The 24366-nt window shown below is 74.6% G+C and carries 24 protein-coding genes; 16 read left to right on the top strand and 8 right to left on the bottom strand.

Features of this window, described 5'->3' with window-relative positions:
• Positions 1-147: 147 nt before the first annotated feature.
• The 6 genes from AC3EQ1_RS08400 to AC3EQ1_RS08375 all read left to right on the top strand — a co-directional run bounded on the left by AC3EQ1_RS08400 (position 148) and on the right by AC3EQ1_RS08375 (position 7473).
• Positions 148-405: a DUF1049 domain-containing protein gene (locus AC3EQ1_RS08400; RefSeq protein ID WP_432093655.1), complete on the top strand. Its 258-nt coding sequence runs from the start codon at positions 148-150 to the stop codon at positions 403-405.
• Between the two features lie 524 nt (positions 406-929).
• Positions 930-1136, top strand: a complete 207-nt coding sequence (locus AC3EQ1_RS08395; protein ID WP_488187149.1) for a hypothetical protein — start codon at positions 930-932, stop codon at positions 1134-1136.
• A 211-nt stretch (positions 1137-1347) separates the two neighbouring features.
• Positions 1348-2796, top strand: coding sequence for a CoA transferase (locus AC3EQ1_RS08390; RefSeq protein WP_432093653.1), 1449 nt, complete (start codon positions 1348-1350; stop codon positions 2794-2796).
• Between the two features lie 81 nt (positions 2797-2877).
• Positions 2878-3528 (top strand): GNAT family N-acetyltransferase, encoded by a 651-nt coding sequence (locus AC3EQ1_RS08385; protein ID WP_432093652.1) that lies wholly within the window; start codon positions 2878-2880, stop codon positions 3526-3528.
• A 445-nt stretch (positions 3529-3973) separates the two neighbouring features.
• Entirely contained in the window at positions 3974-6364 is a 2391-nt protein-coding gene (locus tag AC3EQ1_RS08380) for a DUF5107 domain-containing protein (protein WP_432093667.1), read from the top strand.
• Between the two features lie 191 nt (positions 6365-6555).
• The gene (locus AC3EQ1_RS08375; RefSeq protein WP_432093651.1) at positions 6556-7473 is read left to right on the top strand and encodes an NADP-dependent oxidoreductase; all 918 of its coding nucleotides are present in this window, start codon (positions 6556-6558) and stop codon (positions 7471-7473) included.
• A gap of 143 nt (positions 7474-7616) precedes the next feature.
• On the opposite strand, the gene AC3EQ1_RS08370 is transcribed toward AC3EQ1_RS08375, so the two are convergent.
• The 3 genes from AC3EQ1_RS08370 to AC3EQ1_RS08360 all read right to left on the bottom strand — a co-directional run bounded on the left by AC3EQ1_RS08370 (position 7617) and on the right by AC3EQ1_RS08360 (position 10602).
• A complete protein-coding gene (locus tag AC3EQ1_RS08370; protein WP_432093650.1) occupies positions 7617-7973 on the bottom strand; it encodes a VOC family protein in 357 nt (118 codons plus the stop codon).
• Between the two features lie 153 nt (positions 7974-8126).
• Positions 8127-9503 (bottom strand): serine hydrolase domain-containing protein, encoded by a 1377-nt coding sequence (locus tag AC3EQ1_RS08365; RefSeq protein WP_432093649.1) that lies wholly within the window; start codon positions 9501-9503, stop codon positions 8127-8129.
• Positions 9504-9612: 109 nt separating this feature from the next.
• Positions 9613-10602, bottom strand: coding sequence for a GlxA family transcriptional regulator (locus tag AC3EQ1_RS08360; RefSeq protein ID WP_432093666.1), 990 nt, complete (start codon positions 10600-10602; stop codon positions 9613-9615).
• A 148-nt stretch (positions 10603-10750) separates the two neighbouring features.
• On the opposite strand from AC3EQ1_RS08360, the gene AC3EQ1_RS08355 reads away from it, so the two are divergent.
• Together AC3EQ1_RS08355 and AC3EQ1_RS08350 are read left to right on the top strand one after the other, a co-directional pair.
• Positions 10751-11635, top strand: coding sequence for an NAD(P)-dependent oxidoreductase (locus AC3EQ1_RS08355; RefSeq protein WP_432093648.1), 885 nt, complete (start codon positions 10751-10753; stop codon positions 11633-11635).
• Positions 11632-12270, top strand: coding sequence for a maleylpyruvate isomerase N-terminal domain-containing protein (locus tag AC3EQ1_RS08350; RefSeq protein WP_432093647.1), 639 nt, complete (start codon positions 11632-11634; stop codon positions 12268-12270). Before AC3EQ1_RS08355 ends, AC3EQ1_RS08350 begins: the two co-directional genes overlap by 4 nt.
• A gap of 114 nt (positions 12271-12384) precedes the next feature.
• Here AC3EQ1_RS08350 and AC3EQ1_RS08345 read toward each other — a convergent pair whose 3' ends face one another.
• The 3 genes from AC3EQ1_RS08345 to AC3EQ1_RS08335 all read right to left on the bottom strand — a co-directional run bounded on the left by AC3EQ1_RS08345 (position 12385) and on the right by AC3EQ1_RS08335 (position 15714).
• Positions 12385-13206, bottom strand: coding sequence for a methyltransferase domain-containing protein (locus tag AC3EQ1_RS08345; protein ID WP_432093646.1), 822 nt, complete (start codon positions 13204-13206; stop codon positions 12385-12387).
• A 351-nt stretch (positions 13207-13557) separates the two neighbouring features.
• Positions 13558-15060, bottom strand: a complete 1503-nt coding sequence (locus AC3EQ1_RS08340; protein ID WP_432093645.1) for a bifunctional phosphatase PAP2/diacylglycerol kinase family protein — start codon at positions 15058-15060, stop codon at positions 13558-13560.
• 267 nt (positions 15061-15327) lie between these two features.
• Complete coding sequence (locus AC3EQ1_RS08335; RefSeq protein ID WP_432093644.1) at positions 15328-15714, bottom strand: DUF2795 domain-containing protein; 387 nt, start codon at positions 15712-15714, stop codon at positions 15328-15330.
• Positions 15715-15840: 126 nt separating this feature from the next.
• Between AC3EQ1_RS08335 and AC3EQ1_RS08330 the strand changes: the two genes are divergently transcribed.
• From AC3EQ1_RS08330 to AC3EQ1_RS08305, 6 genes are all read left to right on the top strand, one after another.
• Positions 15841-16119: a DUF6158 family protein gene (locus AC3EQ1_RS08330; RefSeq protein WP_432093643.1), complete on the top strand. Its 279-nt coding sequence runs from the start codon at positions 15841-15843 to the stop codon at positions 16117-16119.
• Positions 16120-16499: 380 nt separating this feature from the next.
• On the top strand, positions 16500-16667 hold the full coding sequence (locus AC3EQ1_RS08325; RefSeq protein WP_351505636.1) for a hypothetical protein: 168 nt from the start codon (positions 16500-16502) through the stop codon (positions 16665-16667).
• A complete protein-coding gene (locus AC3EQ1_RS08320; RefSeq protein ID WP_432093642.1) occupies positions 16664-17245 on the top strand; it encodes a phage holin family protein in 582 nt (193 codons plus the stop codon). The genes AC3EQ1_RS08325 and AC3EQ1_RS08320 overlap by 4 nt, the downstream gene beginning before the upstream one ends.
• On the top strand, positions 17242-17631 hold the full coding sequence (locus AC3EQ1_RS08315) for a DUF3618 domain-containing protein (protein ID WP_432093641.1): 390 nt from the start codon (positions 17242-17244) through the stop codon (positions 17629-17631). Before AC3EQ1_RS08320 ends, AC3EQ1_RS08315 begins: the two co-directional genes overlap by 4 nt.
• Positions 17632-18468: 837 nt before the next feature.
• A complete protein-coding gene (locus AC3EQ1_RS08310; protein WP_432093640.1) occupies positions 18469-19281 on the top strand; it encodes an RNA polymerase sigma factor SigF in 813 nt (270 codons plus the stop codon).
• Positions 19282-19564: 283 nt separating this feature from the next.
• Positions 19565-20800, top strand: coding sequence for an aminotransferase class I/II-fold pyridoxal phosphate-dependent enzyme (locus tag AC3EQ1_RS08305; protein WP_432093639.1), 1236 nt, complete (start codon positions 19565-19567; stop codon positions 20798-20800).
• Positions 20801-21090: 290 nt separating this feature from the next.
• Here the strand turns inward: AC3EQ1_RS08305 and AC3EQ1_RS08300 are convergent, their stop codons facing one another.
• The gene (locus tag AC3EQ1_RS08300) at positions 21091-21717 is read right to left on the bottom strand and encodes a DedA family protein (protein WP_432093638.1); all 627 of its coding nucleotides are present in this window, start codon (positions 21715-21717) and stop codon (positions 21091-21093) included.
• Complete coding sequence (locus tag AC3EQ1_RS08295) at positions 21714-22493, bottom strand: MBL fold metallo-hydrolase (protein WP_432093637.1); 780 nt, start codon at positions 22491-22493, stop codon at positions 21714-21716. Before AC3EQ1_RS08295 ends, AC3EQ1_RS08300 begins: the two co-directional genes overlap by 4 nt.
• Positions 22494-22681: 188 nt before the next feature.
• On the opposite strand from AC3EQ1_RS08295, the gene AC3EQ1_RS08290 reads away from it, so the two are divergent.
• Positions 22682-23248, top strand: coding sequence for a TetR/AcrR family transcriptional regulator (locus AC3EQ1_RS08290; protein ID WP_432093636.1), 567 nt, complete (start codon positions 22682-22684; stop codon positions 23246-23248).
• Between the two features lie 215 nt (positions 23249-23463).
• Entirely contained in the window at positions 23464-24054 is a 591-nt protein-coding gene (locus AC3EQ1_RS08285) for a DUF4865 family protein (protein ID WP_432093635.1), read from the top strand.
• Positions 24055-24366: the final 312 nt, after the last annotated feature.

The raw sequence follows: 24366 nt of genomic DNA, 5'->3' as shown, positions 1-24366 counted from the left end.
CGGGCCGGGCTCCGGAAGACCGCCGTGGGCTCACCCGGACGGGTCAGCCGACCTCCCCGGAGGGACGGGACCCGCAGGCCAAGCACGCGCCGGAGGCACATGCTGGACACAGAGGGTCTGCCGATGTCCCTGGAGGAGGGTCCGGACATGAGTCCCAAGACGTCCACGAGCAGGGGAGGAAGGAGTCGCGGCGCGAAGGGACGCCTCAGTGCGTCCATGACGCCCGGCCGGGTTGCGGTGATCGTCGTAGCGGTCCTCGCCTTGGTGTTCATCCTCGAGAACACCGCCAAGACCAAGATCAGGCTGATCGTGCCGGAGGTGATCATGCCGCTGTGGGTCGCCCTGCTGGCCATGGTGCTCATCGGCATCCTGTGCGGCGCGTACCTCTTCCGGAGGCGGGGGTGAGACCCGGCGGGACCCCGGTTCCGCGGCTGACCACCGTCCTGGCCATGGCCGGAGTCGCCGCCCTCACCGCCCTCGTCGGGGCAGTCCCACCGGCCCCGGCGGTCGCCCTCACCCGGGGGCCGTCCGGCGTCACCCCCGGGTCGGGGGGAGCTGCGGTCGTCCCGGGCTCAGGCCTGTCGTCCCCCATCGGCCCGTCATTCCGTACCGCTCCGTCAGTCCGTACCGGCCCGTCAGCCCGTACCGGCCCGTCGGCCCACGCGGCCGGGCCGGTTCCCACGGAGCTCGCCCCCACGGAGCCCGCGTCCACAAAGCCCGCATCCGCTGGACTCGTGTCTGCCGGGCCCGTGTCTGCCGGACCCGCGTCCGCCGGACCTGCACCGACCGTTCCCGCGCCCACCGGACCCGCGGCCGTCGCGACACCTGCCTTCAGCTCCGCCGCCACCGCGGCCGCTCCTGCCGGGCGCACTCCGGACGGGCCCTCCCCCGCCGATCGCAGACCCCTGCCCGACCTCGTGGGGAAGACGGTGACCGCCGCCCAGGAGACGGCGCGGGTCGCGGGTTTCCTCACGCCCCGTACCTACGATGCGCTCGGGCTGGGCCGGGCGGTGACGGTGGGCGACCACTGGACGGTGTGCGCCCAGGACCCGCGGCCGGGCGAGGTCGAGACCACGGCCGAGATCACGCTGGCCGTCGTCCAACTGGAGGAGACCTGCCCTGTGGCCCAGGGGTGAATGGTGGGTCTCTCCGCCCGCTGCCCGTGTCCGTGCCCGCTGCCCACTGCCTGTCCCCACTGCCTGTGCCCGCAGCCCGTGCCCGCCGCCTTTGCTCACTGCCCCTCCGGATGCCCCGCCCTCCCGCCAGTCCCGGATGGCTCGATCGTCCGGGCGACACGATCCCCTCATCCGGCCCTCGCGCCCTGGCACGGAGTGCCAGAATCCCGTTATGGATCATGTGATGGACGGAACGGCCTACGCCTGGTCCGCGCTCGGTGGTGACCGTGCGATGCCCTCGCGGATCGAGTACCGGACCGTGGAGGGTGCGCTGCCCTCGTCGCTCCCGGTCATGGAGCTGGCGCGGTCCTGCGTCGCCGCATGCTCGCTGGCGGCCGCCGAACTCGCCGCCCGGCGGACGGGCGGCCCCCTTCCCCGCGTGATCGTGGACGACGCGGCCGTCGCCACCGCGTTCGTCAGCGAGCGCGAACTGCTCGTGGACGGCCGGGTGCCGCATACCTTCGCGCCGCTCTCCCGCTTCTGGCGGGCGAAGGACGGCTGGGTGCGGACCCATGCCAACTATCCGCACCACCGGGCCCGGTTGCTCGACGCCCTCGGGATCCCCGACCCCGGCGGCGAGACCGGCGACGACGCAGCAACCGTCGGCCGGCTCGCCAGCGAGCTCACGCTCCGCGCCGCGGAGGAGATCGAGGAGACCGTGAACGCGGCCGGGGGGCTGGCCATCGCCGTCCGCGGCCCCGTCGAGTGGGCCGCACACCCGCAGGGCCTGGCCGCCGCCGCGCTGCCGCTGGTGCACCGGGAACGCCTCGGGCACGGCCCGGTGCGCTCGCTCTCCGCGCTGCCGGCGACCGGACCGGTGCTGCCCGCCTCCGGAGTACGCGTCCTGGACCTCACCCGGGTCCTGGCCGGCCCGGTCGCCACCCGGACGCTCGCGCTGCTCGGCGCGGACGTGCTGCGGATCGACGCCCCGCAGCTTCCCGAGATCGCCGACCACCACGCCGACACGGGATTCGGGAAGCGGTCCGCGGTGCTGGATCTCGGCAGCCGCGCCGACCGGGACACGTTCGAGGATCTGCTCTCCACCGCCGACGTCGTGGTCACCGGCTACCGTCCGGGAGCCCTCGACCGTCATGGGCTGGCCCCCGCCGCGCTGGCCGAACGCCGTCCCGGAGTGGTGGTCGCCCGGCTGAGCGCCTGGGGGACGGAGGGGCCCTGGGCGGGGCGTCGCGGGTTCGACAGCCTGGTGCAGGCGGCGTCCGGGATCGCCGCGACCGAGTCGGGGCCGGACGGCCGCCCCGGTGCCCTCCCGGCCCAGGCCCTCGACCACGGCAGCGGCTATCTGCTGGCCGCGGGCGTACTCCGTGCGCTCACCGAGCAGCAGGACGAGGGCGGCAGCCGTCTGGCGACCCTCGCGCTCGCCCGCACGGCGGCCTGGCTGCTGACCGGCATCGGCGGGTCGGCGCCGGTCGGGGCCGCGCGGGAAGCGGACCGCACGGGTCGGTCGGCTCCCGCCGACGACACCCGGAGCCGGCCGGCCGAGACCACGGGCCCACTCGGCACGATGCGCTACGCGCGGTCGCCGGTCGCGTTCGACGGCTCCCCCGAGGACTGGGCGAGCCCGCCCGGCGTCTGGGGCACCGACCGGCCCGCCTGGCGCTGACGAGGGGCACCGGACGGCCCGTCCGGCGCTGGCGAGGGTCGCCACTGGAGCCGGACGGGCCCTCGTTCCTACGATGTCCCGATGCCTGACACTCACTACCTCGCCACCGGCCCCCGGGTCGCCATCCGGCACATCGGGCCCGAGGACATGGAGGAGTTCACCGCCGCCGTCCGGGCCAGCACGGCGCTGCTCCACCCGTACGCGTTCCTGCCCTCGAACGCGGAGGAGTTCGAGATGTGGAGCGCGAAGTTCCAGGTGCCGTCCGGTGAGGGCTATGTCGTCTGCGAACGGGAGACCGGCCGGATCGAGGCGGGCATCGCCATCAACAACATCGTGTACGGGGCGTTCCAGTGCGGGGCCGTCGGGTACGGGGCCTTCGCGCACTCCGCGGGCCGCGGTCTGATGACCGAGGGGCTGGGGCTCGTCATCCGCCATGCCTTCGGCGCTCTGGGGCTGCACCGGCTGGAGGCCAACATCCAGCCCGGGAACGTTGCTTCACTGAAGCTGGTGAAGCGGCTCGGCTTCCGCCACGAGGGGTTCTCGCCCGATTTCCTGTACATCGGCGGTGAGTGGCGGGACCACGAGCGCTGGGCCATCACCAGCGCGTTGTTCCGGGACCGGCCGGCCGCGCCGGCGGAATCCGTGGAGAGCGCTCCCACCAACCGTTCCACCACGAACGGCTCCTTCACCGAAGGCGCTTCCTCGGGGGACTCCGACCGGTCCGCGTCCTGAGGGTGCCGGACGGAGTGCGGCACCACCAGAGCCGTCGGACGGCCGGACCACCGGGGCCCCTGGGGCAGCCGGGACTCCCAGGGGCTGCCGCGACCAACCGAGGCGGGCTTCCAGGGCCACTCCGGAGCCGAGCTGCCCTGCCCGCCGCCGACCCTGCCCGCCGCCGACCCTGCCCGCCGCCGGTCAGGACCGCCGCCGGCCATGACCGGCCACCCACCAGGCCCACCCCACCCACCAGGCCCACCCCGCCCACCAGGACCGCCCCCACCCACCAGGACCGCCCCCACCCACCGGACCTGCCACGGACAGGCCCGCTCCCACCGGCCCTTTGCACAACCCTGACCAGGGGCGGGCCTGTTCAGCCGGCTCAGGAGCGTGTTCCATGGTCATCGGGGCGCCGGAGAGGCGGCGGCCCGTACCAGGGAGCGAGGTTGCCGTGCCCACGATGCCCACGACCGTGCGACGGACCGTACTGACCCTGCCCGGTGTGCGCCTCGGGCCCGAGAACCCTCTGCCCGCCCTGCGGCCGTCGGCCGGCCTCCACCGCCTCGGCGAGCGGGAACGCGCCGCGCTGCCCGCCGAGATGGCCCGTCGAACGGGCTACGGCGCCCTCGAGTCGGTGCTGCCCGTACGGCTGCGCGACGGCTACGGCCGCGGTCGTGGCCCCGTCCACCTCGACGCGATCGTCATCGAGAACGACCGGCTGCGGGCCACCGTCCTGCCGGGTCTCGGCGGCCGGATCCACTCCCTGCTGCACAAGCCCACCGGGCGCGAACTCCTCTACCGCAACCCGGTCTTCCAGCCCGCCGCCTTCGCCCTCAACGGCGCCTGGTTCTCCGGCGGCATCGAATGGAACATCGGCGCCACCGGCCACACCACCCTCTCCTGCGCCCCGCTGCACGCGGCCCGGGTGCCCGCCCCCGACGGGCCGGGCGCCGTCGCCGCCGGGGGCGAGATGCTGCGGCTCTGGGAGTGGGAGCGGCTGCGCGACACCCCGTTCCAGATCGACCTGTGGCTGCCCGAGGGGTCGGACTTCCTGTTCGTCGGCGTCCGCATCCGGAACCCGCACGACCGCCCGGTGCCCGTCTACTGGTGGTCCAACATCGCCGTTCCGGAGGGCGGACCCGGCTCCCGCGGCACCGGCCGCCGGGTGCTCGCCCCCGCCGAGGAGGCCTGGCACTTCGGCTACGAGCGCAGCCTGCGCCGCGTACCGGTCCCCGAGTGGCAGGGCACCGACCGCACCTACCCGCTGAGCAGCGCGTACCCGGCCGACTACTTCTACGACGTACCGGACGGCACCCGGCGCTGGATCGCGGCCCTGGACGACGACGGGCACGGGCTGGTCCAGACCTCGACCGATCTGCTGCGCGGCCGCAAGCTCTTCCTCTGGGGCACCGGCCGCGGCGGACGCCGCTGGCAGCAGTGGCTGACCGAACCCGGAACCGGCGGCTACGCCGAGATCCAGGCCGGACTCGCCCGCACCCAGCTGGAACACGTCCGGCTGGACGCCCACACGGAGTTCGCCTGGCTGGAGGCGTACGGTCCGCTGTCCGCGGACCCGGCGGCGGTGCACGGCACCGACTGGGGTGCGGCGCGCACCGCCGCGGCGGCGGGCCTGGAGGCCGCGCTGCCGCGCGCCGGGGTCGACGCCGCCCACACAGCCTGGCTGGCCCGGGCCGACCACGAGCCGGGGGAGCGGCTGGCGACGGGGTCCGGCTGGGGCGCGCTCGAAGTGGCGCGCGCCGGCTACGCGTTGCCGGGCACCCCGTTCGAACCGTCCACGCTGGGGGCGGAGCAGCGGCCGTGGACGGAGCTGCTGCGCACCGGCGGCATGCCGGCCCGGGGACCGTCGGCCGACCCCGGGCCCTCGCTGGTCGCACCGGCCTGGCGCGACCTCCTGGAGGAGGCCACGCCGAGCGCGGCGGTCGACTACCACCTGGGGGTGGCCCAGTGGCACGCGGGCGACCGGGCGCAGGCGGCGCGCAGCTGGGAACGCTCGCTGCACGCCTCCCGGAGCCCCTGGACGCTGCGCTGTCTGGCGGTGGCAGCGCAGGAATCCGGGGATCCGGAACGGGCGGCCGACCGCTGGCTGCACGCCGTACGGCTCGCGCTTGCCGCACCGGGTGACGGGACGGACCCGGGGGAGCGGCACACGGAGCCCGCCGGCCGGCCCGGGCCGGCCGTACGCGCCGGCGGCGCCGCCGGTCAGCGGAGCCGGGCCCCGGGCCGAGCCGTATCGGGACGACAGGGTGGCTTCTGGCCGGAGGACGCGGCGCTCCTGACAGCGCGGGGCCCGGCCGATGGGACGGATGGCACCGGTCCGGGGCGGTCGGCCGTGGAGCGCCGTGCACCGGTCCCGGCGGCGAGGGAGGCGGGACCCACCGTGGCTCCGGGACCGACGGACCCGGTTCCGACCACGGATCCGGCTCCGACCACGGATCCGGCTCCGACCGCGGGTCCGGTGCCGGCGGCCGCGCTGGCCGCGCTCGGGCGGGAGGCCGTCGAGGCCCTGCTCGCCGTCGGCCGCGCGCCGGATGCCCACGCCCTCCTCGACGCGCTGGCCCCGGAGATCCGCGCCCGGGGCCGGTTCCGGCTGCTGCTGGCGCGGATTCTCCTGGCGGAGGGGGACGCGCGGGCCGCCCGGGCCGTCTTCGACGACGGCTTCGAGATCCCCGACCTCCGGGAGGGCGAGGAAACACTGGAGGACACCTGGTACGCCGTCGCCGAGCAGCTCGTCTCCGGGGGCGCCGTGGTGACCGAGGAGGTCCGGTCCCGGGCCCGCGCCGCACACCCGCTGCCCGAGCGGTACGACTACCGTATGCGCCCCCGGGACTGACGGCGGCGGGATACGGCCCGGCCCGCTTCTCCGGACCCGGCGCCGGGCCGCCCGGCGGCGACGCGGCAGGGCGGCGGCTCACCGCGGCCCTCCGGCCACCCCGGGAACAGAGCGCGGCGAGCCGCATCCGGAAAGCGGACCGTTCCGCCCAGGGAGGGAATGATCGCCTCCGGTCCACTGTTCTCCCGGACATGAAGGCAGTCACGATCAACGCATACGGAGAGACCCCGCAGCTCACCGAGGAGGCCGAGCCCAAGGTCGGTCCGGACTCGGTGCTGATCCGCACCAAGGCCGCCGGGGTCAACCCGGTGGACTGGAAGGTCGCCGCCGGGTACCTGGACCAGGTGTTGTACGTCCACTTCCCGTTCGTCCCGGGCTGGGACGTGGCCGGTGTGGTGGAGCAGGTCGGGCCCGCGGTCACCGAATTCGCCCCCGGCGACGAGGTGATCGGCTACAACCGCCAGGACCATGTGCAGCAGGGGACGTACGCCGAGCTGGTGCCCGCCCCGGTGCGCACCCTCGCCCGTAAGCCGTCCTCGCTGAGCTGGGCACAGGCCGCGGGCCTGCCGCTGGCGGGGCTCACCGCCTACCAGTCGCTGCGCGCCGCCGGTGTCGGCAAGGGCGACACCGTCCTGGTGCACGCCGCAGCCGGTGGTGTGGGGTCGCTCGCCGTGCAGATCGCCGTGGCGTGGGGCGCCCGCGTGATCGGTACGGCCAGCGAGCGGAACCACGACTTCCTGCGCTCTCTGGGAGCGGAGCCGGTCACCTACGGCGACGGGCTTCCGGAGCGGGTGCGCGCACTGGCGCCGGACGGGGTGGACGCCGCCCTCGACTTCGTCGGCGGCGCCGCGGTCGCCCAGTCGCAGGAGGTCACCGGGTCGCCGGAGCGCATCGTCTCCATCGCCGACTTCCAGGTGGCCGCCGTGGGCGGACGCTATGTCTTCGTCCGCCCGGACGCGGCCGACCTCACGGCCCTGGGCGAGCTCGCCGACGCCGGGAAGCTGACCGTCCATGTCGACCAGGAGCTTCCGCTGGCCGAGGCCGCCGAGGCGTTCCGGATCAGCCAGGAGGGCCGCACCCGCGGGAAGATCGTCCTCACCGTCTCCTGACGGTCGGGACCGTCCCGGCGACCCCGGACTGCGGGAGCTGGCGTATCGTCAGAATCCCGCAGTCCGGTCGTGAGGCGTAGACGTCCGTCGTGAGGGCTCGACGTCCACGTCGTGAGGGCCCGACGTCCGGTCGTGAGGCGTCGTCAACCCGTCGCCCCGCCACGGTCGACGTACTCGAAGACCGAGCCGTCGGGGTGGCGGGCCAGCAGGTTGCGGCCGACCGGGGTGTCCAGCGGGCCGGCGATGATCTGGGCGCCCACCTCGCTCAGCACCGCGTGCGCCTCGTCCACGTCCTTCACGGCGATGGTGGCGGTGACCTTGCGCAGCACCTCCAGCTGGCTCTCCGGCCCGCTCATCAGCAGAAAGGCGCCCACGGCCGCCACGGACACACCGGCGCGCTCGAAGCGGAGTGCCTCGACGCCCGTCAGACGTTCGTACACGCCGACCGCGGCTTCCAGGTCGTCGACGCACACCCGCAGCGAAGTTCCCAAGATCTCCATACGAACGAGCCTAATGGGCACCCGGCGACCCGCGGAGCCGTTCCGGAATGCCGTGCGCCGGAGGAACCGACGCCGGAACAGCCGCCAGGCACGCGACGGACGGCACAGCGGGAACCTGCACCGGTGAACGGCCGGGGCAGGCTCCGGACGCCGTCAGAAGCCCGTATCGGCCATGGCGTTGACAGCTGCCGGCGGCAACGCGCGCCGCTCCTCCCCGTCAGTCCCGTCGGCTGCGCCGGGGGCCTTGCCGCAGAACTCCGCCTCGATGATGTCGAAGTACACCGACGGGTCGGTCAGCCAGTCACCGTTGATGTTGAACGTCATCCGGCGCTTGCCGTCCGCCGTGCCGACCATCGCGGACAGCGAGCCGTTGGTCCGGCCGGACTTCCCCACCACGGACACCCCGCAGGACAGCGTGGTGGTCTCCACCCCGAGCCCGTAGCCGGTCCCGCCCGCCTCCACGGTGTCGAACATCGCCCGCTGCTGGGCGGGTGGCAGCAACGTGCCGTGCAGCAGGGCCCGGTGGAAGCGGTTGAGGTCCCCGGTGGTCGATATCAGGTCGCCCGCCGCACCCAGCCAGGTCATGTTCTGCTCGGTGGCGTCGTGGACCGGGGCGTCGGGAGCGGTGCTGTGCAGCCGGGAGTAGCCGACCGGGTGCGGTGACGGCATCCGCGCCACCGTGCCGGGGAACGATGTCCCGCGCAGCTTCAGCGGCTTGATGATGCGCCGTGTGGCCTCCGCGGCGTACGAGCGCCCCGTCGCCTTCTCGATGACCATGCCGGCCAGGATGTAGTTGGTGTTCGAGTACCGCGGCTTCCCGCCGGGCTCGGATGTCGGAGGGTGCCGCAGCGCGACGGCGACCAGCTCCTCCGGGGTGTGGGTGTCGTACCGGTGCTCGGGGAAGCCCGGACCGGCCGCCTTGTCCACGAACGCGGTGTCCTCGGTGTAGTTGAACAGCCCGCTGGTGTGGTTGAGCAGGTGCCGAAGGGTGATGCGGCTGCCGTCGTAGCCGTTGTCGTGCACCATGCCGGGCAGCCAGGTCTCGACGGTGTCGTCCAGGCTCAGCTTCCCTTCCGCCTCCAGTTGCAGCAGCACCGTCGCGATGAAGGGCTTGGTGATGCTCGCCGCCCGGAAGTGGTCAGCGGGTGAACGTTTCCGCTGGGTCGTGGTGTCCGCGAACCCCGCCGAACCGAACCAGCCTCCCTTGCCGTCCCGGGTCTCCGCCGCCACGCCGGGCAGGCCCCCGGCCTCCACCGCGCGGCGCAGCGCGGCACGGGTGGCCGCATGGTCGCGCCCACCGTCCCGGCCCGTTGCACCGTCCCGGCCCGTTGCACCGTCCCGGTCGCGCGCACCGTCCCGGTCGCGCGCACCGTCCCGGCGCAGCGCGTCGGCCCGGTCGGGTGCGGTGGTCCGGTCCGGTGCGCCGGCCCGGTCCGGTCCGGTGGTGGCGTGGGCCGGGCCGAGCGCGGTGGCCCCCACCACGGCTGCCACCACTGCGGTGAGTAAGCCGGTACGTCCGCCTCGCCGCATCGTGCTGCTCCTCCCGTTGCCCCGCGGCGAACGCCCTGCCCGCCGCGCAACGCGATGGACGCGAGGGGCGGATGGAGGGTTGCGTTCCTGCTTCGGCGGGTGCCGGATCTCAGGCGCGGGGCGACTCGGGCGCCGCCCGGGGGAAGGCCCGTCGGTAGTCGCTCGGCGACACCCCGATCCGTTTGAGGAAGTGGTGGCGCAGGTTGTTCGCCGTGCCGAGGCCGCTCAGCTCGCCGATCTTCTCGATCGGCAGGTCCGTCGACTCCAGGAGGCTCTGGGCCCGCCCCAGGCGCTGGTCGAGAAGCCACTGCAGGGGAGTCGTCCCCGTGGTCGCCTGAAGGCGGCGGTGGAAGGTCCGGGGGCTCATCGCGGCGCGCCGTGCCAGGTCCTCGACCGTCAGAGGCCGGTCCAGGTGCGCACGGGCCCAGTCCAGCACGGGCGCCAGGCCGCCACCGTCGGTCGTGGGCACGGACAGGTCGATGAACTGCGCCTGGCCGCCCGGCCGATGGGCGGGCACCACCATGCGACGCGCCAGCTGATTGGCGACGTGCGCGCCCAGGTCCCGGCGGACCAGATGGAGGCAGAGGTCGAGACCGGCGGTCAGTCCGGCGCTGGTGAGCACGTCGCCGTCGTCCACGTACAGCACCGAGTCGTCGACGTCCACCTTCGGGTAGCGCTCGGCGAGTTGCCCGGTGTGCATCCAATGGGCGGTGGCGCGCCGTCCGTCGAGCAGTCCGGCCTCGGCGAGTGCGAAGGCGCCGGTGCACAGCGAGACCATGCGGGCACCTGCGTCATAGGCGCGGCGCAGGGCCGTGATCAGCTCCTGCGGCAGCGGTCTGCCCTCCTCGACGCAGGGGTCGGGTACCGAGGGCACGATGACCGTGTCGGCGCCGGCGAGGTCGTCGAGCCCGTGGCGGGTCGTCAGGGACAGCCCCGTCCCGGTCGGGGAGTCGTCCTGCCCTCGCTCGCCCGTACCGCACAGCCGCAGGTCGTACCAGGGGTCGGCCAGGTCGGGCTGCGGATTCCCGAAGACGGTGCAGGGGATGCTCATCTCGTACAGATCCCAGGAGGGCACTCCGATGCCCTCGGGCACGACCACGGCGACGGAACCGGCATTCATGCCTCGAAGAGTATGGCAGGAATTTGGTGGTCGTCGTCAGCTCTGTCACTGTTCCCGGCCCCCGCGGGCTGCGATCTTGGTCCGTACCTGACCGACCGCCGCAGGTGCAGACATGGGGAGTTGCGACATGCGTTCCGATCAACCGGCAGTATCCGTCATCGGGCTGGGCTCGATGGGCTCGGCGCTGGCTTCCGCCCTGCTGGACGCGGGCCACGAAACCACCGTGTGGAACCGTTCGGCGCACAAGGCCGGGCCGCTGGTCGACCGGGGTGCCCGCCTGGCCGCGTCACCCGAGGAGGCGATCGAGGCGAGCCCACTGACCGTCGTGTGTGTGCTGGACTACGGGGTGTTGCACGCCCTCCTGGACCCCGTCGTCGGCTCCCTGGCGGGCAAGGTCCTGGTCAACCTCACCTCCGGCTCCCCGGAACAGGCCCATGAGACTGCCGCGTGGGCCCGGAGGCACGCCGCCGATTACCTCGACGGTGCGATCATGACCACCCCGCCGGGGGTCGGCGACTCCGAGATGATGTTCCTCTACAGCGGTCCGGACGCGGTCTTCGCCGCCCATCGTCCGACGCTGGCTTCCCTGGGCGACCCCCTGCACCTCGGCGCGGACCCCGGCCTCGCCTCCCTCTACGACGCCGCGCTGCTGGGCCTGATGTGGTCCACCATGACCGGCTGGCTGCACGGCACCGCGCTGGTCGGCGCGGAGCGGACACCGGCCACCGCGTTCACGCCGGTCGCGATCCGTTGGCTGACCGCCGTCGCCGGCTTCCTGACCACCTATGCACCCCAGGTGGACGCAGGCCGTTACCCGGGCGACGACGCCACGGTCGACGTGCAGATCGCCGCCATCGGCCATCTCCTCCACGCCGCGACGGCCCGCGGTGTCGACAACGCCCTGCCAGAACTCCTGAAGTCCGCCATGGAACGGGCCAAGGCCGCAGGTCACGGCTCCGACAGCTTCGCGAGCGTGATCGAGGTCCTGAAGCCGCCGGCGGTCGGCGCGTGACCGTGACGCCCGCGGCTGCCCAGCACGACGTGCCGGGCCCGATGACATCCGCCGCCACCCCGCCGTGGACGGACGTTCTGGCCGCCGTCACCGACGACTGCCTGGCAGCTCTCCTCGAAGGAGCCGACCAGGACTGGTCACGCGACGCCCACGGTCTGGACTGGACCTGCCGCCGGACCCTCGACCATCTCGCCCTCGGCCTGACCGGATACGCCGGTCTGCTCATCGCCCGCCCCGACGACCGCTACATCACCCTGTTCGCCTCGCTCGATCCGGAGGCCTCCGTCCCCGACTGTCTCGACGGTCTCCGGATCGCCGCGTCCCTGCTGACGGCCACCGTCCGGGAGACGGCCGCCGACGTCCGGGCCTGGCACCCCTGGGGTCACTCCGACGCAACCGGGTTCGCCGCCATGGGTGTCACCGAACTGGCCGTCCACACCTACGACATCACGCGCGCTCTCGGCCTGTCCTGGAGCCTGCCCGACGTCCCGAGCGCCGCCGTGCTCGGACGCCTCTTCCCCGAGGCTCCGCCCGGGCACGGCCCGTTCGACACCCTGCTGTGGTGCACGGGCCGTGGCGCGCTTCCCGGCCTGGCGCGACGGGTGGAGTGGCAATGGGACGGAACGGTGCGCTGAGGGCCGTCGCACGAGTGCCGGGGCCCTCTTTCCCGTGGAGGTTCGGCGGTTCGGCGGGATGCGGCGGTGGCTTCGCGGCTCGCATCCACCCGCAAGGAAGTGTTGCGTCGCAGGTCACCGCACCTCCGGCACCCGGCACAGCAGTTCGCCGTGGAGCAGGGCGAACCAGCCGTCCCCGGCCTGCCCCCACTGCCGCCACGCGGCGGCGATCCGGTGCAGCTCCGCCTCGGTGGCGTGCCCGCCGTCCACCGCGCGCCGGGCGTAGTCCGACGCGGTCGTCCGGTCCGCCCAGAGGCCGCTCCACCAGGCGCGTTCCTCCGGTGTGGCGAAGCACCAGGCGGAGGCGGTGGCCGTGACCTCGGTGAAGCCGGCCCGGCGGGCCCAGGAGAGCAGGACCCGTCCGGCGTCCGGCTCCCCGCCGTTGGCGCGCGCCACCCGCCGGTACAGCTCCAGCCAGTCGTCCATGCCCGGAACGGCGGGGTGCCACGTCATCGTCGCGTAGTCGGAGTCGCGGACGGCCACGACGCCCCCGGGGCGGCACACCCGGCGCATCTCCCGGAGGGCCTGCACGGGATCGCCGACATGCTGGAGCACCTGGTGGGCGTGGACCACGTCGAAGGAGTCGTCGGGGAAGCCCAGGGCGTGCACATCGGCGACCGTGAACTCGACGTTCGTCAGGCCGCGTTCGGCGACGGCCGCGCGTGCCCGGCCGAGGACGTCCGGGGCCGCGTCGACCGCGGTCACCGAGCCGGGGGCCACCAGTCCGGCCAGGTCCGCGGTGATGGTGCCCGGCCCGCAGCCCACATCGAGAACGGACAGGCCCGGCCGCAGCTCGCCCAGGAGGTACGCGGCCGAGTTGGCGGCGGTGCGCCAACGGTGCGAGCGCAGCACGGACTCGTGGTGTCCATGGGTGTAGACGGCGGCCTTCTCGGACATGGCGGTCCCCTCTCGACGGCGGGTCGGGCGCGTCACGGGCAGCCTAGAGCCGCGTTCCGCATGGCGAGAAGGGCGTATCAATATATGGTCGGGAGGTAGGGCGGGCCGGGTGAGGAGGGTGACGCCGCCGACTGGGGGTGCGGCCGGACGCGGGTGGCGCGGGCAGCCGGGAGGGTGGCCGGAGGCGGGTGACGCGAGTGGCCGGACGGCCGGTCCCGGCCCTCGCCGGACGGCTCTCCACCGCCCCGCGGGCGTCATCCGCGGATTGCCCGGCCGGGCGCCGCCCCGCCGGCGGCGGCTCTCCTCGCCGGACGGCTCTCCTCGCCGGGCGGCTGTCCACCGCCCGGCGGCTCAGTCGAAGTCCGGCCGGTAGACCGTCAGGGCCTCCTCCGCCTTGTCGAGGGTGAAGGCCGGGGGAGCGGGCGCCACTTCGCCGTCGAACGCCAGATGGGTGCCCGGCGCCACACCGGAGATCCGCAGCCGCTGGGTGCGGATGGCCGCGTACACCGGGGAACTGCGCAGCGCACCGCTCACGGCCGCCGCGAGCAGCCGGGTCCGGGCGAAGTGGCCGCCGTGGGCGATGCGGACGTCCAGCAGGCCGTCCGCCAGGTCGTACCGGCGCACCGGCGCGACGCCCACGCTGCGGTAGGCGCCGTTGCCCGCGAACAGCAGCCACATGGACCGCCGCCGGCCGTTCACCTCGGCCCGCACGGGCCGCGACGTCCGCAGCACATGGATCACTCCGAGCATGCTCGCCAGGGGCCCGCCCAGCCGGGGCGACCAGCGCTCCCGCACCCGGACCAGCTCGGGATAGGAGCCCAGGCTGAAGGTGTTGAGGAAGTGCAGGGGCTCTCCGCCGGCGCCCGTGGGGGTCACCCGGCCCACGTCCACCTTCACCGCGCTGCCCGCCGCCACCGCGGCGCACGCGTCCTGGATCGTCTCCACCCCCAGGTCCACGGCGAAGTGGTTGAACGTCCCGCCGGGGAAGACCGCCAGCGGCACGTCGTGCTGCAGGGCCGCCGTCGCCGCGGCGTTCACCGTGCCGTCGCCCCCGCACACGCCCAGCGCGCCGCCGCGCTTCACGGCGTCCCGCGCCGCCTCCTCCAGCACGGCGGGCAGCGGACCGGCGCTCTCCTCGTACAGCACCACCTCCGCCTTCGGCAGCGCCGTCCGCAGCTGGCGCACCGGGTCGGTCACCGTGGGCTGGGCGCCGGAGCCCGGGTTCACCACGACCACCAGGCCGTCGCCGTCGGGGAGCACCGGCGCACCCGTACGGGGCCGCGCCGGGGGCGGGAGCTGGGTCCGCGACGGCACGAGTCCGCGCACCGCGAACGCCGCGCCCGCCCCCAGCGCCGCGCCCGCCACCACATCGCTCGGGTAGTGGACGCCGGTGTACACGCGGGAGAAGGCCACCGACGCGGCGACGGGCGCCAGCACCGCGCCCCAGCGGCGCGATTCGAGCGCCGCTCCGACGGCGAAGGCCGCCGCGGAGGCGGAGTGTCCGGACGGGAAGGACGTGGTGACCGGCTGGCGCCGGAGCTGCCGCATCAGCGGCACCGAGTCCTGCACCGGCCGCGCCCGGCGCACCGAGCGCTTGCCCACGGTGTTGACCGTCGCCGAGGCCAGCGCGAGGGACGCCACGCCCCGCGCCGCGGCGCGCCGCCCCCGGGGGCTGCCGACCGCCCACATGCCCGCCGCGAGGCCGAACCACAGCAGACCGTGGTTGGCGCTCCGGCTCAGCCGGGGCAGCACCCGCTCGGCGCCCGGCCACTCGCGGGCCGCCACCAGCTCGAAGACGGACCGGTCCCGCGCGCTGAGCAGGCTGCGGACGCGGTGCCTCAACTGTTCATCCATGCCGACCGCATACCCGCTGGCGGCCGTGCGATGGGGGAGCCGTACGTCACGTGGCCGAACGGGCCGCCGCACGGATCCCGGACGGCCGCACGTCGGGGGGCTCCCGGCCGTATGCCGGTGGGTCTCCCCGCCGCACACCGGTGGGTACCCCCACCCTGCACCGGCGGTGAGCGGGCGGACACGGGCGACGGCCCGTTCCCGGCGGCCGGACGCCACCGGGAACGGGCCGTCACACCCCGCTCCGCGGGTCTCGCGGTGCGGTCCTCGCTACGCGGGCATGCCGCGCCCGAGGGTCGTGACCATCTCCTGCACGTTGTGGAACGTCTCGTCCGGCGGCAGCTCGGTCACCACGTCGATGAGCCCGTCCGGCGCGTGCCGCTCGTGCAGCGTGCGCAGCAGCTCCCGGCGCTTCGCCGGGAACGGTGTGCGGGCGAGGTGCCGGCCGAGCTCGAAGCGGAGCGCTTCCTCACCGGCGGGAGTCCCCGGCCGGGGCACCGCCCCCAGCGCGGCGGCCGGCGGGTCGTCGTCGGCACCCGGCTCCGGGTCGTGCCACTCGTCGGCCCTGGTCGGGTGGCCGGATCGCAGCAGCCCCTGGAGTTCGTGCTTCATCTCCTCGTCGCGGTGGACATTGAGCCGGTTGCTTCCTCGCTCCATTGCTACCTCCGTACTGCTCGGGGCGGACCTGTGTCGGTCCTGCGGGCCGGGTACCCGGTGACCGGGCAGCAACACGGCTGCACTGCGTGTCCGGCGGACCACGCAGGTGACGAAAGGGAGTGCACCATGGGCGACCAGGGACGGCGGGACGGCGGTGTCGACCCGTCCGCACTCGACGAACCACAGCTGCTCAAGGAGCTGGAGACCATCCACCGCACGCGTCACGAGACCCTGCTGTACGGCTCGCAGGACGCCCTCGCCGCCCACAACACCCGGATGGCGCAGCTGGAGGGCGAGTACCTGCGACGTCACCCGGACCGCCAGGTGGCGGCCGGCCGGACGCGGGAGGGGGCCCGGAGCCGGAACTGCAACGGGGACTCCCCGCACGCGCACGGCAGATCCTGAGCGGGGCCGCCGGAGCGGGGGCGCCGGAGCGGGGGCGGCCGGCCTGGCCCGCGCGCGTTCACGGGGCCGGCCGGAGGCTTGCCGCTCGCCGTCGGCCTGCGGAATCAAGCCTTCCGCAGCCCGGCCGCGCGGCGGAGGTTTGGCGTGGGGCATTGCGGCAACCCGAAGACCGGCCGAGCGGTCGTGAGTGGGGAAAACACGGCCCCGGGCCCGGGACATCAGGGACCCCGGGCCCGGGGCCGGTGTGCTTCCGGCCCGCCCCGACCGCTCCCGTGCACCCTGCCTCCGCTGTCCCCGCGTTTGGCTCCGGCGAGGAGGGTCACCCGAAGCGGAGGCCGGCGCGTTCGACGGAGCACCCGGCCTCAGGAGAGGACAGGGCCATGGCGGTACTCGCCGTATTCATGCCGATAGCCATGCTCGGTGTCGTCCTGGCACTGGGCCGGTACGAGGACTTCATCCTGACGCCGACGGCGGCACGCGGCAGTCATGCCCGGCGACTGACCAGGGCCCCCGTGGCCAGGTCGCACAAGGGAGGTGCAGCCCGGTGACCGGAACCGTGCAGGACCGTAACGATCGCACCGGCCGCAGAGGACACACCGGCGGGCGGACGGGCACCGGCGAACAGCCGCGCCCGGACACCGCAACGGACCGTACGCGGCCCGGAGATGCCCGCACCGGCCCCGGAACGGACGGCGCGGCGCCCGGGCCGGTCCGGGCGGCCCGCGGCGCGGCGCGCCCCGGGGACCAGCAGCCCGTCGGCGAGCTCGTCAAACAGGCCTCGGAACAGCTGTCCGACCTGGTCCGGAGCGAACTGCGCCTGGCCCAGGCCGAGATGGTGCAGAAGGGCAGACGGGCCGGACGCGGCGGCGGCCTGTACGGAGGCGCCGGACTGGTCGCCTTCCTCGGTCTGCAGGCGATGGTGGCCACCGGCATCGCCGCCATCGCGCTGGCGCTGCCCGTCTGGGCCGCCGCTCTGATCGTGACGGGCACGCTGTTCGTCGTGGCCGCGGTGCTCGCCCTGCTGGCGAGGCGGGAGACCCGCAACGCCTCACCGCTCAAACCGCAGCAGGCGATCCGCGGTCTCAAGGCCGACGTCGAAGTGATCAAGGAGAGGGTGCACCGATGACGAACACCCCGGAGCAGCTGCGCGGCCAGGTGGCCGAGGCCCGCGAGCGGCTGGGCGCCACGGTGGAGGAGCTCGCGGCACGGGCGGATGTGAAGGCCCTGGCGCAGCACAAGGTCGCCGAGATGAAGGAGCACATGCAGCACACCGCCGCGTATGCCGCCGACGTCGTCCACGACACCCCCGAGCAGCTGCGGACGGCCGCGCACGCGGCCGCGGAGACGGGACGGCGCCGCCCGGTTCCGGTCGCCGCCGCGGCGCTCGGCATGGTGCTGGTGGCGGCCCTGGCCGTACGCGGCCGGCACGGCCACGCCCCCGCGGCGAACCGGTACGTGCGGGGCCGGGAATTCGCCGCCGGCTACTGGCACGCCCTGGCCCGGCGGCACTGACCCGGCTCCTCGACCTGGCTGCCCTGCCCCGGTGCGGTGACCGGTGCGGCGGGCCGGGGCCCAGGAGGGGCACCCGGGGAGGGAACCGACGGGCCGGCCCCGGAGGCACTGCCCCGGTGCGGGCACCGGCTTGCCGGAATACGGCGACGCCGACCGGGGCAGCGGTGCCGAGCAGGAACCAGCGGCGCTGAACGCGGCGGCGGCGCCTAGCAGGGTAGCGGCGGGTGAGCGGGGCGGCGGCGCCGAGTAGTGCCTCCGCCCGCTCCCACCGGCCTTCCGGCCCGCGCTGCCCCACCGCAGCCCCACCGCGGTGGCCTGCGGGCCGCTGTCTCCGGGCAGCCGCTCGCCTCCCCGTAGCAAGCCCACCTCATACCGCCCGGCAGGAGTTCCTGGATCCTGGTCTCGAGCCCCTGCCGGGCCACCCCTCGGCTCCCACTCCCACCGGGGCAGGCCTCCGCCGCCCCGTCTCTCGGGGCCCGTCCTCGTGCTGCCTGCTCCCACGGTTCGTTTCGCGGTTCGTCCGGATACGGCACCCGGGTCGACGGACCACCCCCTGCCTCCGGACGGCGGCCCGGAGGGCAGCTCCCGAAGGGCGGCCCCGGGCGCGGCCGCGGGTGCCGGATGCGGGGCCGCACGGGGCGGGCTTACCGTGGAGAGTGCCCGTGGGACCGACGGGGGCGCCGGTTTGGCCGGAGGCCCGACGGGCAGGCGCAAGACGTGCTTCGGACCGAAGGCACGCCCGCGGGAGCAGCCGTGTATGCCCCGGTGGCGCGTATCCCTTCGGTCGTGCGCGTGCTCCTGCGGTGATCCAGTCCGCCGTCCTGGGAGCTGTCCATCATGACGACCGCACAAATTTCGGCCAAGCGCCCTTCCACGAAGCACCCTCACGACGACGCCCCCGACACCACCGCCGAGTTCGAGGAACTCGCCCACCTGCCCGACGGGCCCGAGCGGGACGCCCTGTGCCAGGAGGTCGTCCGTGCCTGGATTCCCATGGCCGAACGCCTCGCCCGGCAGTTCCGCAATCGCGGTGAATCACTGGAGGACCTGGAGCAGGTCGCGGCGCTCGGTCTGGTCAAGGCGGTCCGGCGGTACGACCCCGAACGCGGCACGGCGTTCGAGAGTTACGCCGTCCCGACCGTCGTCGGCGAGGTCAAGCGCCACTTCCGCGACCACATGTGGGGCCTCCATGTGCCCCGTCGGGTCCAGGAACTCCGCAACCGGGTCAGGACCGCCCACCGCGAACTCTCCCACTCCCTCGACGGGCGGGGCCCCGATGTCCGGGAGATCGCCGAGCACACGGGCCTCACCGAGCAGGAGGTGAAGCTCGGGATGGAGGCCCTGGAGAGTTACACACCGCTCTCCCTGGACGCCGAGCTCCCCGGCTCCGAGGACGGCTACGCGCTGGTCGACACCCTCGGTGACCAGGAGCCGGGTTACGACCTGATCGTCGACCGGGAGGCCCTGAAGCCCAAGCTCAGCAAGCTCCCGGAGCGGGAGCGGCAGATCCTGTACATGCGGTTCTTCTGCGACATGACCCAGAGCCGGATCGCCGAACAGCTCGGTATCTCCCAGATGCATGTGTCGCGGCTGATCAGCCGCACCTGCACCGCCCTCTGCGACCAGGTGATGGCCGAGTCGCGCAACTGACCAAGAGCAGCGCCCAAGAGCAGCGCCCAAGAGCAGTGCCCAAGAGCAGCGCCCACGAGCACAACCCCACGAGCACGCGACCCGCGAGCCCGGCCCACGAGCCGTGGCGCGCCGACGGCGCACGACCGGCAGGCCTCGGGCGGCCCCGTCCGCGACCGACCTCGTCCCGACCGTGTCGTCCCCTCGGCCGTCCCCGGGTGATCTGCGCAGGTGTGGGTACCCGGCCTCCGGTGCCACCCGGGGGTCCGTCAGGCGCCGGAACGACCCACGTCGGGAGGTACGGATGCAGCCGACCGCATCGGAAGGCCGCGGCCCCGCCTCGTTCGGGCCGCCGGCACCCGCCCCGGGCCTGCCGGTCCTCCCCGAGCTCGCCGAGCGGCTCTTCCGGTGTGCCACGGGCGCGGGTCCGGAACCGGTGGGCGGCAGCCGGGACCTGCTGGAGGCGGCGTGCGGCTACTGGTCGCGGCGGGGCCTGGAGACCGACACCTACCACGTCGCCGCCGGACCGGGGGCCCAGCCGCTGCTGCTCGCCCTGCTCGCCGCGATCGGCGGGGACGTGCTCCTCACCCGCCCCTGCGCGGCCTGGTACGCCGCCCCGGCGGTGCTGCTGGGCCGCCCCGCGTACCACGCGCCCACACCCGCCGAATGCGGCGGCGTCCCCGACCCGTTCGCGCTGCTCGAAACCGTACGGCGGGTGCGGGCGGAGGGCGGCGATCCCCGGGTCCTGCTGCTGTCCGTGGCCGACGACCCGTGCGGCACCGTGCCCCCGCCCGAGCTGCTGCACGAGGTCTGCGAGGCGGCGCTCGGCGAGGGCCTGCTGATCGTCAGCGACGAGACCTACCGCGACACCCTGCACGACCCGGGCACCGTGCTGTTCAGCCCCGCGGAGATGCATCCGAACGACGTCGTCGTCCTCACCGACCTCGGCGCGGCCCTCGTCCCCCCGGGCTGGCCCGCCGCCGTCGTCCGCTTCCCCAACACCTGGCGCGGCGGCGAACTGCACGCCGCCACCCTCGACATCATGGCCGGGCTGCGGACGGTGCTCGCCGGACCCGTGGCCGCGGCCGTGGCGCACGCCCTCACCGAACCCCAGCCGGTCGCCGCCCGGACCGCGTCCGCGGCCCGGCTGCACGGCACCCTCGCCGCCGCGGTCCACCGCACGGTCACCGCGGCCGGGGCCCTGTGCCGTCCGCCCCAGGCCGGCAGCCATGTGTATGTGGACCTCGACCCGCTGCGCCATGCCCTGGAGGCCCGCGGCATCAGCGACTCGGTCGACCTGGAGAACCACCTCAGCGAACGGCTGGGCGAGCCCGTGCCGGGCGGACACCGCTTCGGGGACGGCCCCGACGCGCTCCGCGCCCGGCTCTCCACCGGTCCGCTGCTGGGCGGCTCGGACGACCGGCGGCTGCGGACCCTCGCCGCCGAGGATCCGCTCCTGCTCCCGCACGTGGACCGGGCGTTGACCCTGCTCCGCGACACCCTGGTGGAACTGGACGACGACCAGCGCGCCGACGCCTGACCGCATGCCGCCGCGCCGGCGGTCCAGGCGCGGACCGGCGTCCGACGCCCGCGGACCGTCCGGCACGCACGGGACCGGAGTCCGGCCCGCACGGGACCGAAAGCCGGCACGCACGGGACCGAGAGGCCGGCACGTAACGGACCGGAGTTCGACATGCACGGGACCGAAAGGCCGGCACGTAACGGACCGGAGTCCGGCATGCACGGGACCGAAAGCCGGCGACACGCGGCCGGCCGGCCGCAGGAGCCGGCGACGGGCTCCGGCTCGGTCCGGCCCGGTCCGCGCGCGGCTCAGTCCGGGCCGGACCGGTGGGCGGCGAGCCTCCGCCACCCCGCGGGCACCGCGCTGATCGCCAGGGTCAGCGCCACGGCCGCCACCACGCCCTGCCACGGCTCGCCGAACAGCGCACCGCCGAGGATGCCGATCAGCTGGTACGTCGCAGCCCAGGCCAGACAGGCCGGCGCGTCGCCGCGGGCGAACCAGCGCATCGGCTTCTCGGCCAGCAGGCACGCCAGCATCACCGGAATCCGTCCCGCCGGAACCAGCCGGGAGAGGACCAGCACCGTGACCCCGTGCGCGTCCAGCTTCCGCTGTGCCGTCTCCAGCCGGTCGGGAGCGGCCCGGTGGCGCAGCCGTTCCAGCCGGCGCGCGACGTTGCGGGACTCCGCTCCGCGCCGCCCCAGCCAGTACAGGCCGAGGTCCCCCAGGAACGCCGCGGACGCCGCCACCGCGAACACCAGCAGCAGGGAGAGCGGGGCCGTCCGGTGGAACGCCACCACCGCCGCGGAACTCACCAGGGCCCCCGTCGGCACCACCGGCACCAGGGAACCGAGCACGATCAGCAGGAACAGCGTCGGATAACCGACGGCCTGCTGGGTGGTCTCCGGGGGCACCGTGCCCAGCAACTCCCGGATCACCGCGCGGTCTCCGGCCGTACGCGCTCCCCGTGGGCTGGCCGGTGCACCGCCACCCCGGGGGCGAGCCGGGCCGCATGCCGGACGAACTCCTCGCCCGGCGCGTGGAATTCGTGCGGGCGGACCGCGTCCAGCCCGATCGGCCAGTACGTGCCGTAGTGCACCGGCACCGCGCTGCGCGGCGCCAGCCGGACGAGGGCCTCGGCCGCCCGGCGGGCGTTCAGGTGCCCGGGCCCGAGGAACGGGCCCCAGCCGCCGACCGGCAGCAGCGCCACGTCGCACGGCCCCACCTCGTCGGCCATCTCCTCGAACAGCCCGGTGTCCCCGGCGAAGTACGTGCGCGCCTCCCCGCTGATCACATAGCCCAGCGCGGGCGACCGGTGCGGGCCGTACGGCAGCCGCCGGCCGTCGTGCGCCGCCCGGACCGCCCGGACCACGGCCCCGCCCACGGCCAGCTCGTCCCCCGGCTCGACCTCGGTGACCCGCAGCCCGCCCTCGGCCAGCCGCCGCAGTCCGGGCAGGGCCCGCTGGGCACCCCGCGGCACGAGTAGCCGGGTGCCCGGCCGCAGCCGGGCCAGCGAGGGCAGGTGCAGATGGTCGGCGTGCAGATGGGAGACGAGGACCGCGTCCGCCACGGCGGCCTCCGGCGGCGGCAGCGCGCCCCGGCGCCGCCGGAGATGGGCCAGCCGCGGTACGAACACGGGATCGGTGAGGAACCGCAGACCGGAGTCCGCCACGGTGGCGGTGGCATGGCCCCACCAGGTGATCTCCACCGGCACGCGCCACCTCCTGCCGCTCCGCCCCGCGCCGCCGGGCCCACGGCCGGTCCACCGGCCGTCCCCGCTGCTCCGGTCCCTACCATCCTCGCTCGCTTCTTCCCCGTCCCCGGCCGGCTGCACGCCCTGCGGCGGACCGGGCAGCAATGTGCGGCCCCGACGCTGTACATACCAGTCGGTACACTTGCTGCATGGACACCAGGGAACGGCTGATCCGCAGCACACAGGAACTGCTCCGGGAGCGCGGTTACGTCGGCACCAGCCCCAAGGCCATCCAGCAGCGTGCCGAGGCCGGCCAGGGGAGCATGTACCACCACTTCCGCGGCAAGCCCGATCTCGCGCTCGCCGCGATCCGCCGCAACGCCGAGGAGATCCGCGCCCGGGTGGACGAGCAACTGTCCGCTCCCGGCACGGCAGTCGAGCGGATCACCGCTTACCTCCGGCAGGAGCGCGACGTGCTGGGCGGCTGCCGGGTGGGCCGGCTCGCCCAGGACCCCGTTGTGATCGCCGAACCCGGGCTGCGGGAACCGCTGGACGAGACGTTCGACTGGCTGCGGCGCCGGCTCGCCGAGGTGCTGGCGGAGGGGAAGGAGCGCGGCGAACTGGCCCCGGACCTCGACCCGGTGGACACCGCCGCCGCGCTGGCCGCCGTGGTCCAGGGCGGCTACGTCCTGGCGCGCGCCGCGGGCTCCGCCGAACCGTTCCACCGGGCCGTGAACGGCGCCCTCGACCTGCTCACCGCCCGGACCCGCGCCTGACCGACGAGCGGGCGCAGGCGCGGTGCGAGGGGGGACGCACGGCAGCCGGCCGGGCCGGTCAGCGCCTCGCCGAGGCGCGCCGCCCGCTGATGCCCGCGCCCGCTGATGCCCGCGGACCTCTCAGGCCCGCGACCGCTGATGCCCGCGATCTTTCAGGCCCGCGATCTCTCAGGCTCGCGACCTCTCAGGAATGCCACGACAGGAGACCGTCGCCCGTGTACGCCATGCAGTACGACATCACCCTGCCCGCCGACTACGACATGGGGATCATCCGGCACCGGGTCGCCACCCGCGGCTCCGCCCTGGACGACCGGGCCGGGCTCGGTCTGAAGGCGTACCTCATCCGGGAACGCGGTAGCGCGGGCTCGGCGGTGAACCAGTACGCGCCGTTCTACCTCTGGCACACCCTCGCCGGAATGAACGACTTCCTCTGGGGCGGGGGCGGTTTCCAGGGCATCGTCGCCGACTTCGGCCGCCCGCCGGTCCGGCACTGGACCGGAGCGGCCTTCGAGCCCGGCCCGGCCCGGCGGGCGGTCCCGCGCGCCGCGACCCGTCACACGTCCGTCCTCCCGGCGGACATCGAGCCCGAGGCGGCGGTGGGCCGGGCGCTCGAAGCCGTCCGGGCCACGGCCGCGCTGCCGGGCGTGCACAGTTCGGCGCTGGCCGTCGACCCCCACCACTGGGAGTCGGTGCACTTCACCCTGTGGGAGCGGACACCGCCCGAGGACCGGCCCGGCGATCGCTACGAGGTCCTGCACCTCTCGGCTCCGCAGCTCGCGGACCTTCCTGCCGGCCGCTGTTGGTGAACTCCCGAATCACTTGAACCCCTTGAACCCCCGCACCTGAACTCCTTGAAACGCCTGCACCGCGGCACCACCGCCCCCTGGGCAAGGGGCGCCGGCCCCCGAAGCCCCGAGCCATCGCCGCCCGCGTCCGGACCGCATCCGCACACCGGCACGAAGCGCGGCAGGCCGGGGCCCGTACCGCGGTTCCTGTGCCACGCTGGGGAACGCACCCGCATGCCCGGGACGGGGCGGGTGCACGAAGCCTTCCGGGGAAGCCGCACAGGTGCCGGGTGACCGGTTCCGGGGCCAGGTGACCGGCGCCAGGTGACCGAT

The organism is Streptomyces sp. bgisy100 (assembly GCF_057709105.1).
Note: the sequence above shows the minus strand (reverse complement) of the source record. Positions and strands in the feature narration are given on the sequence as shown.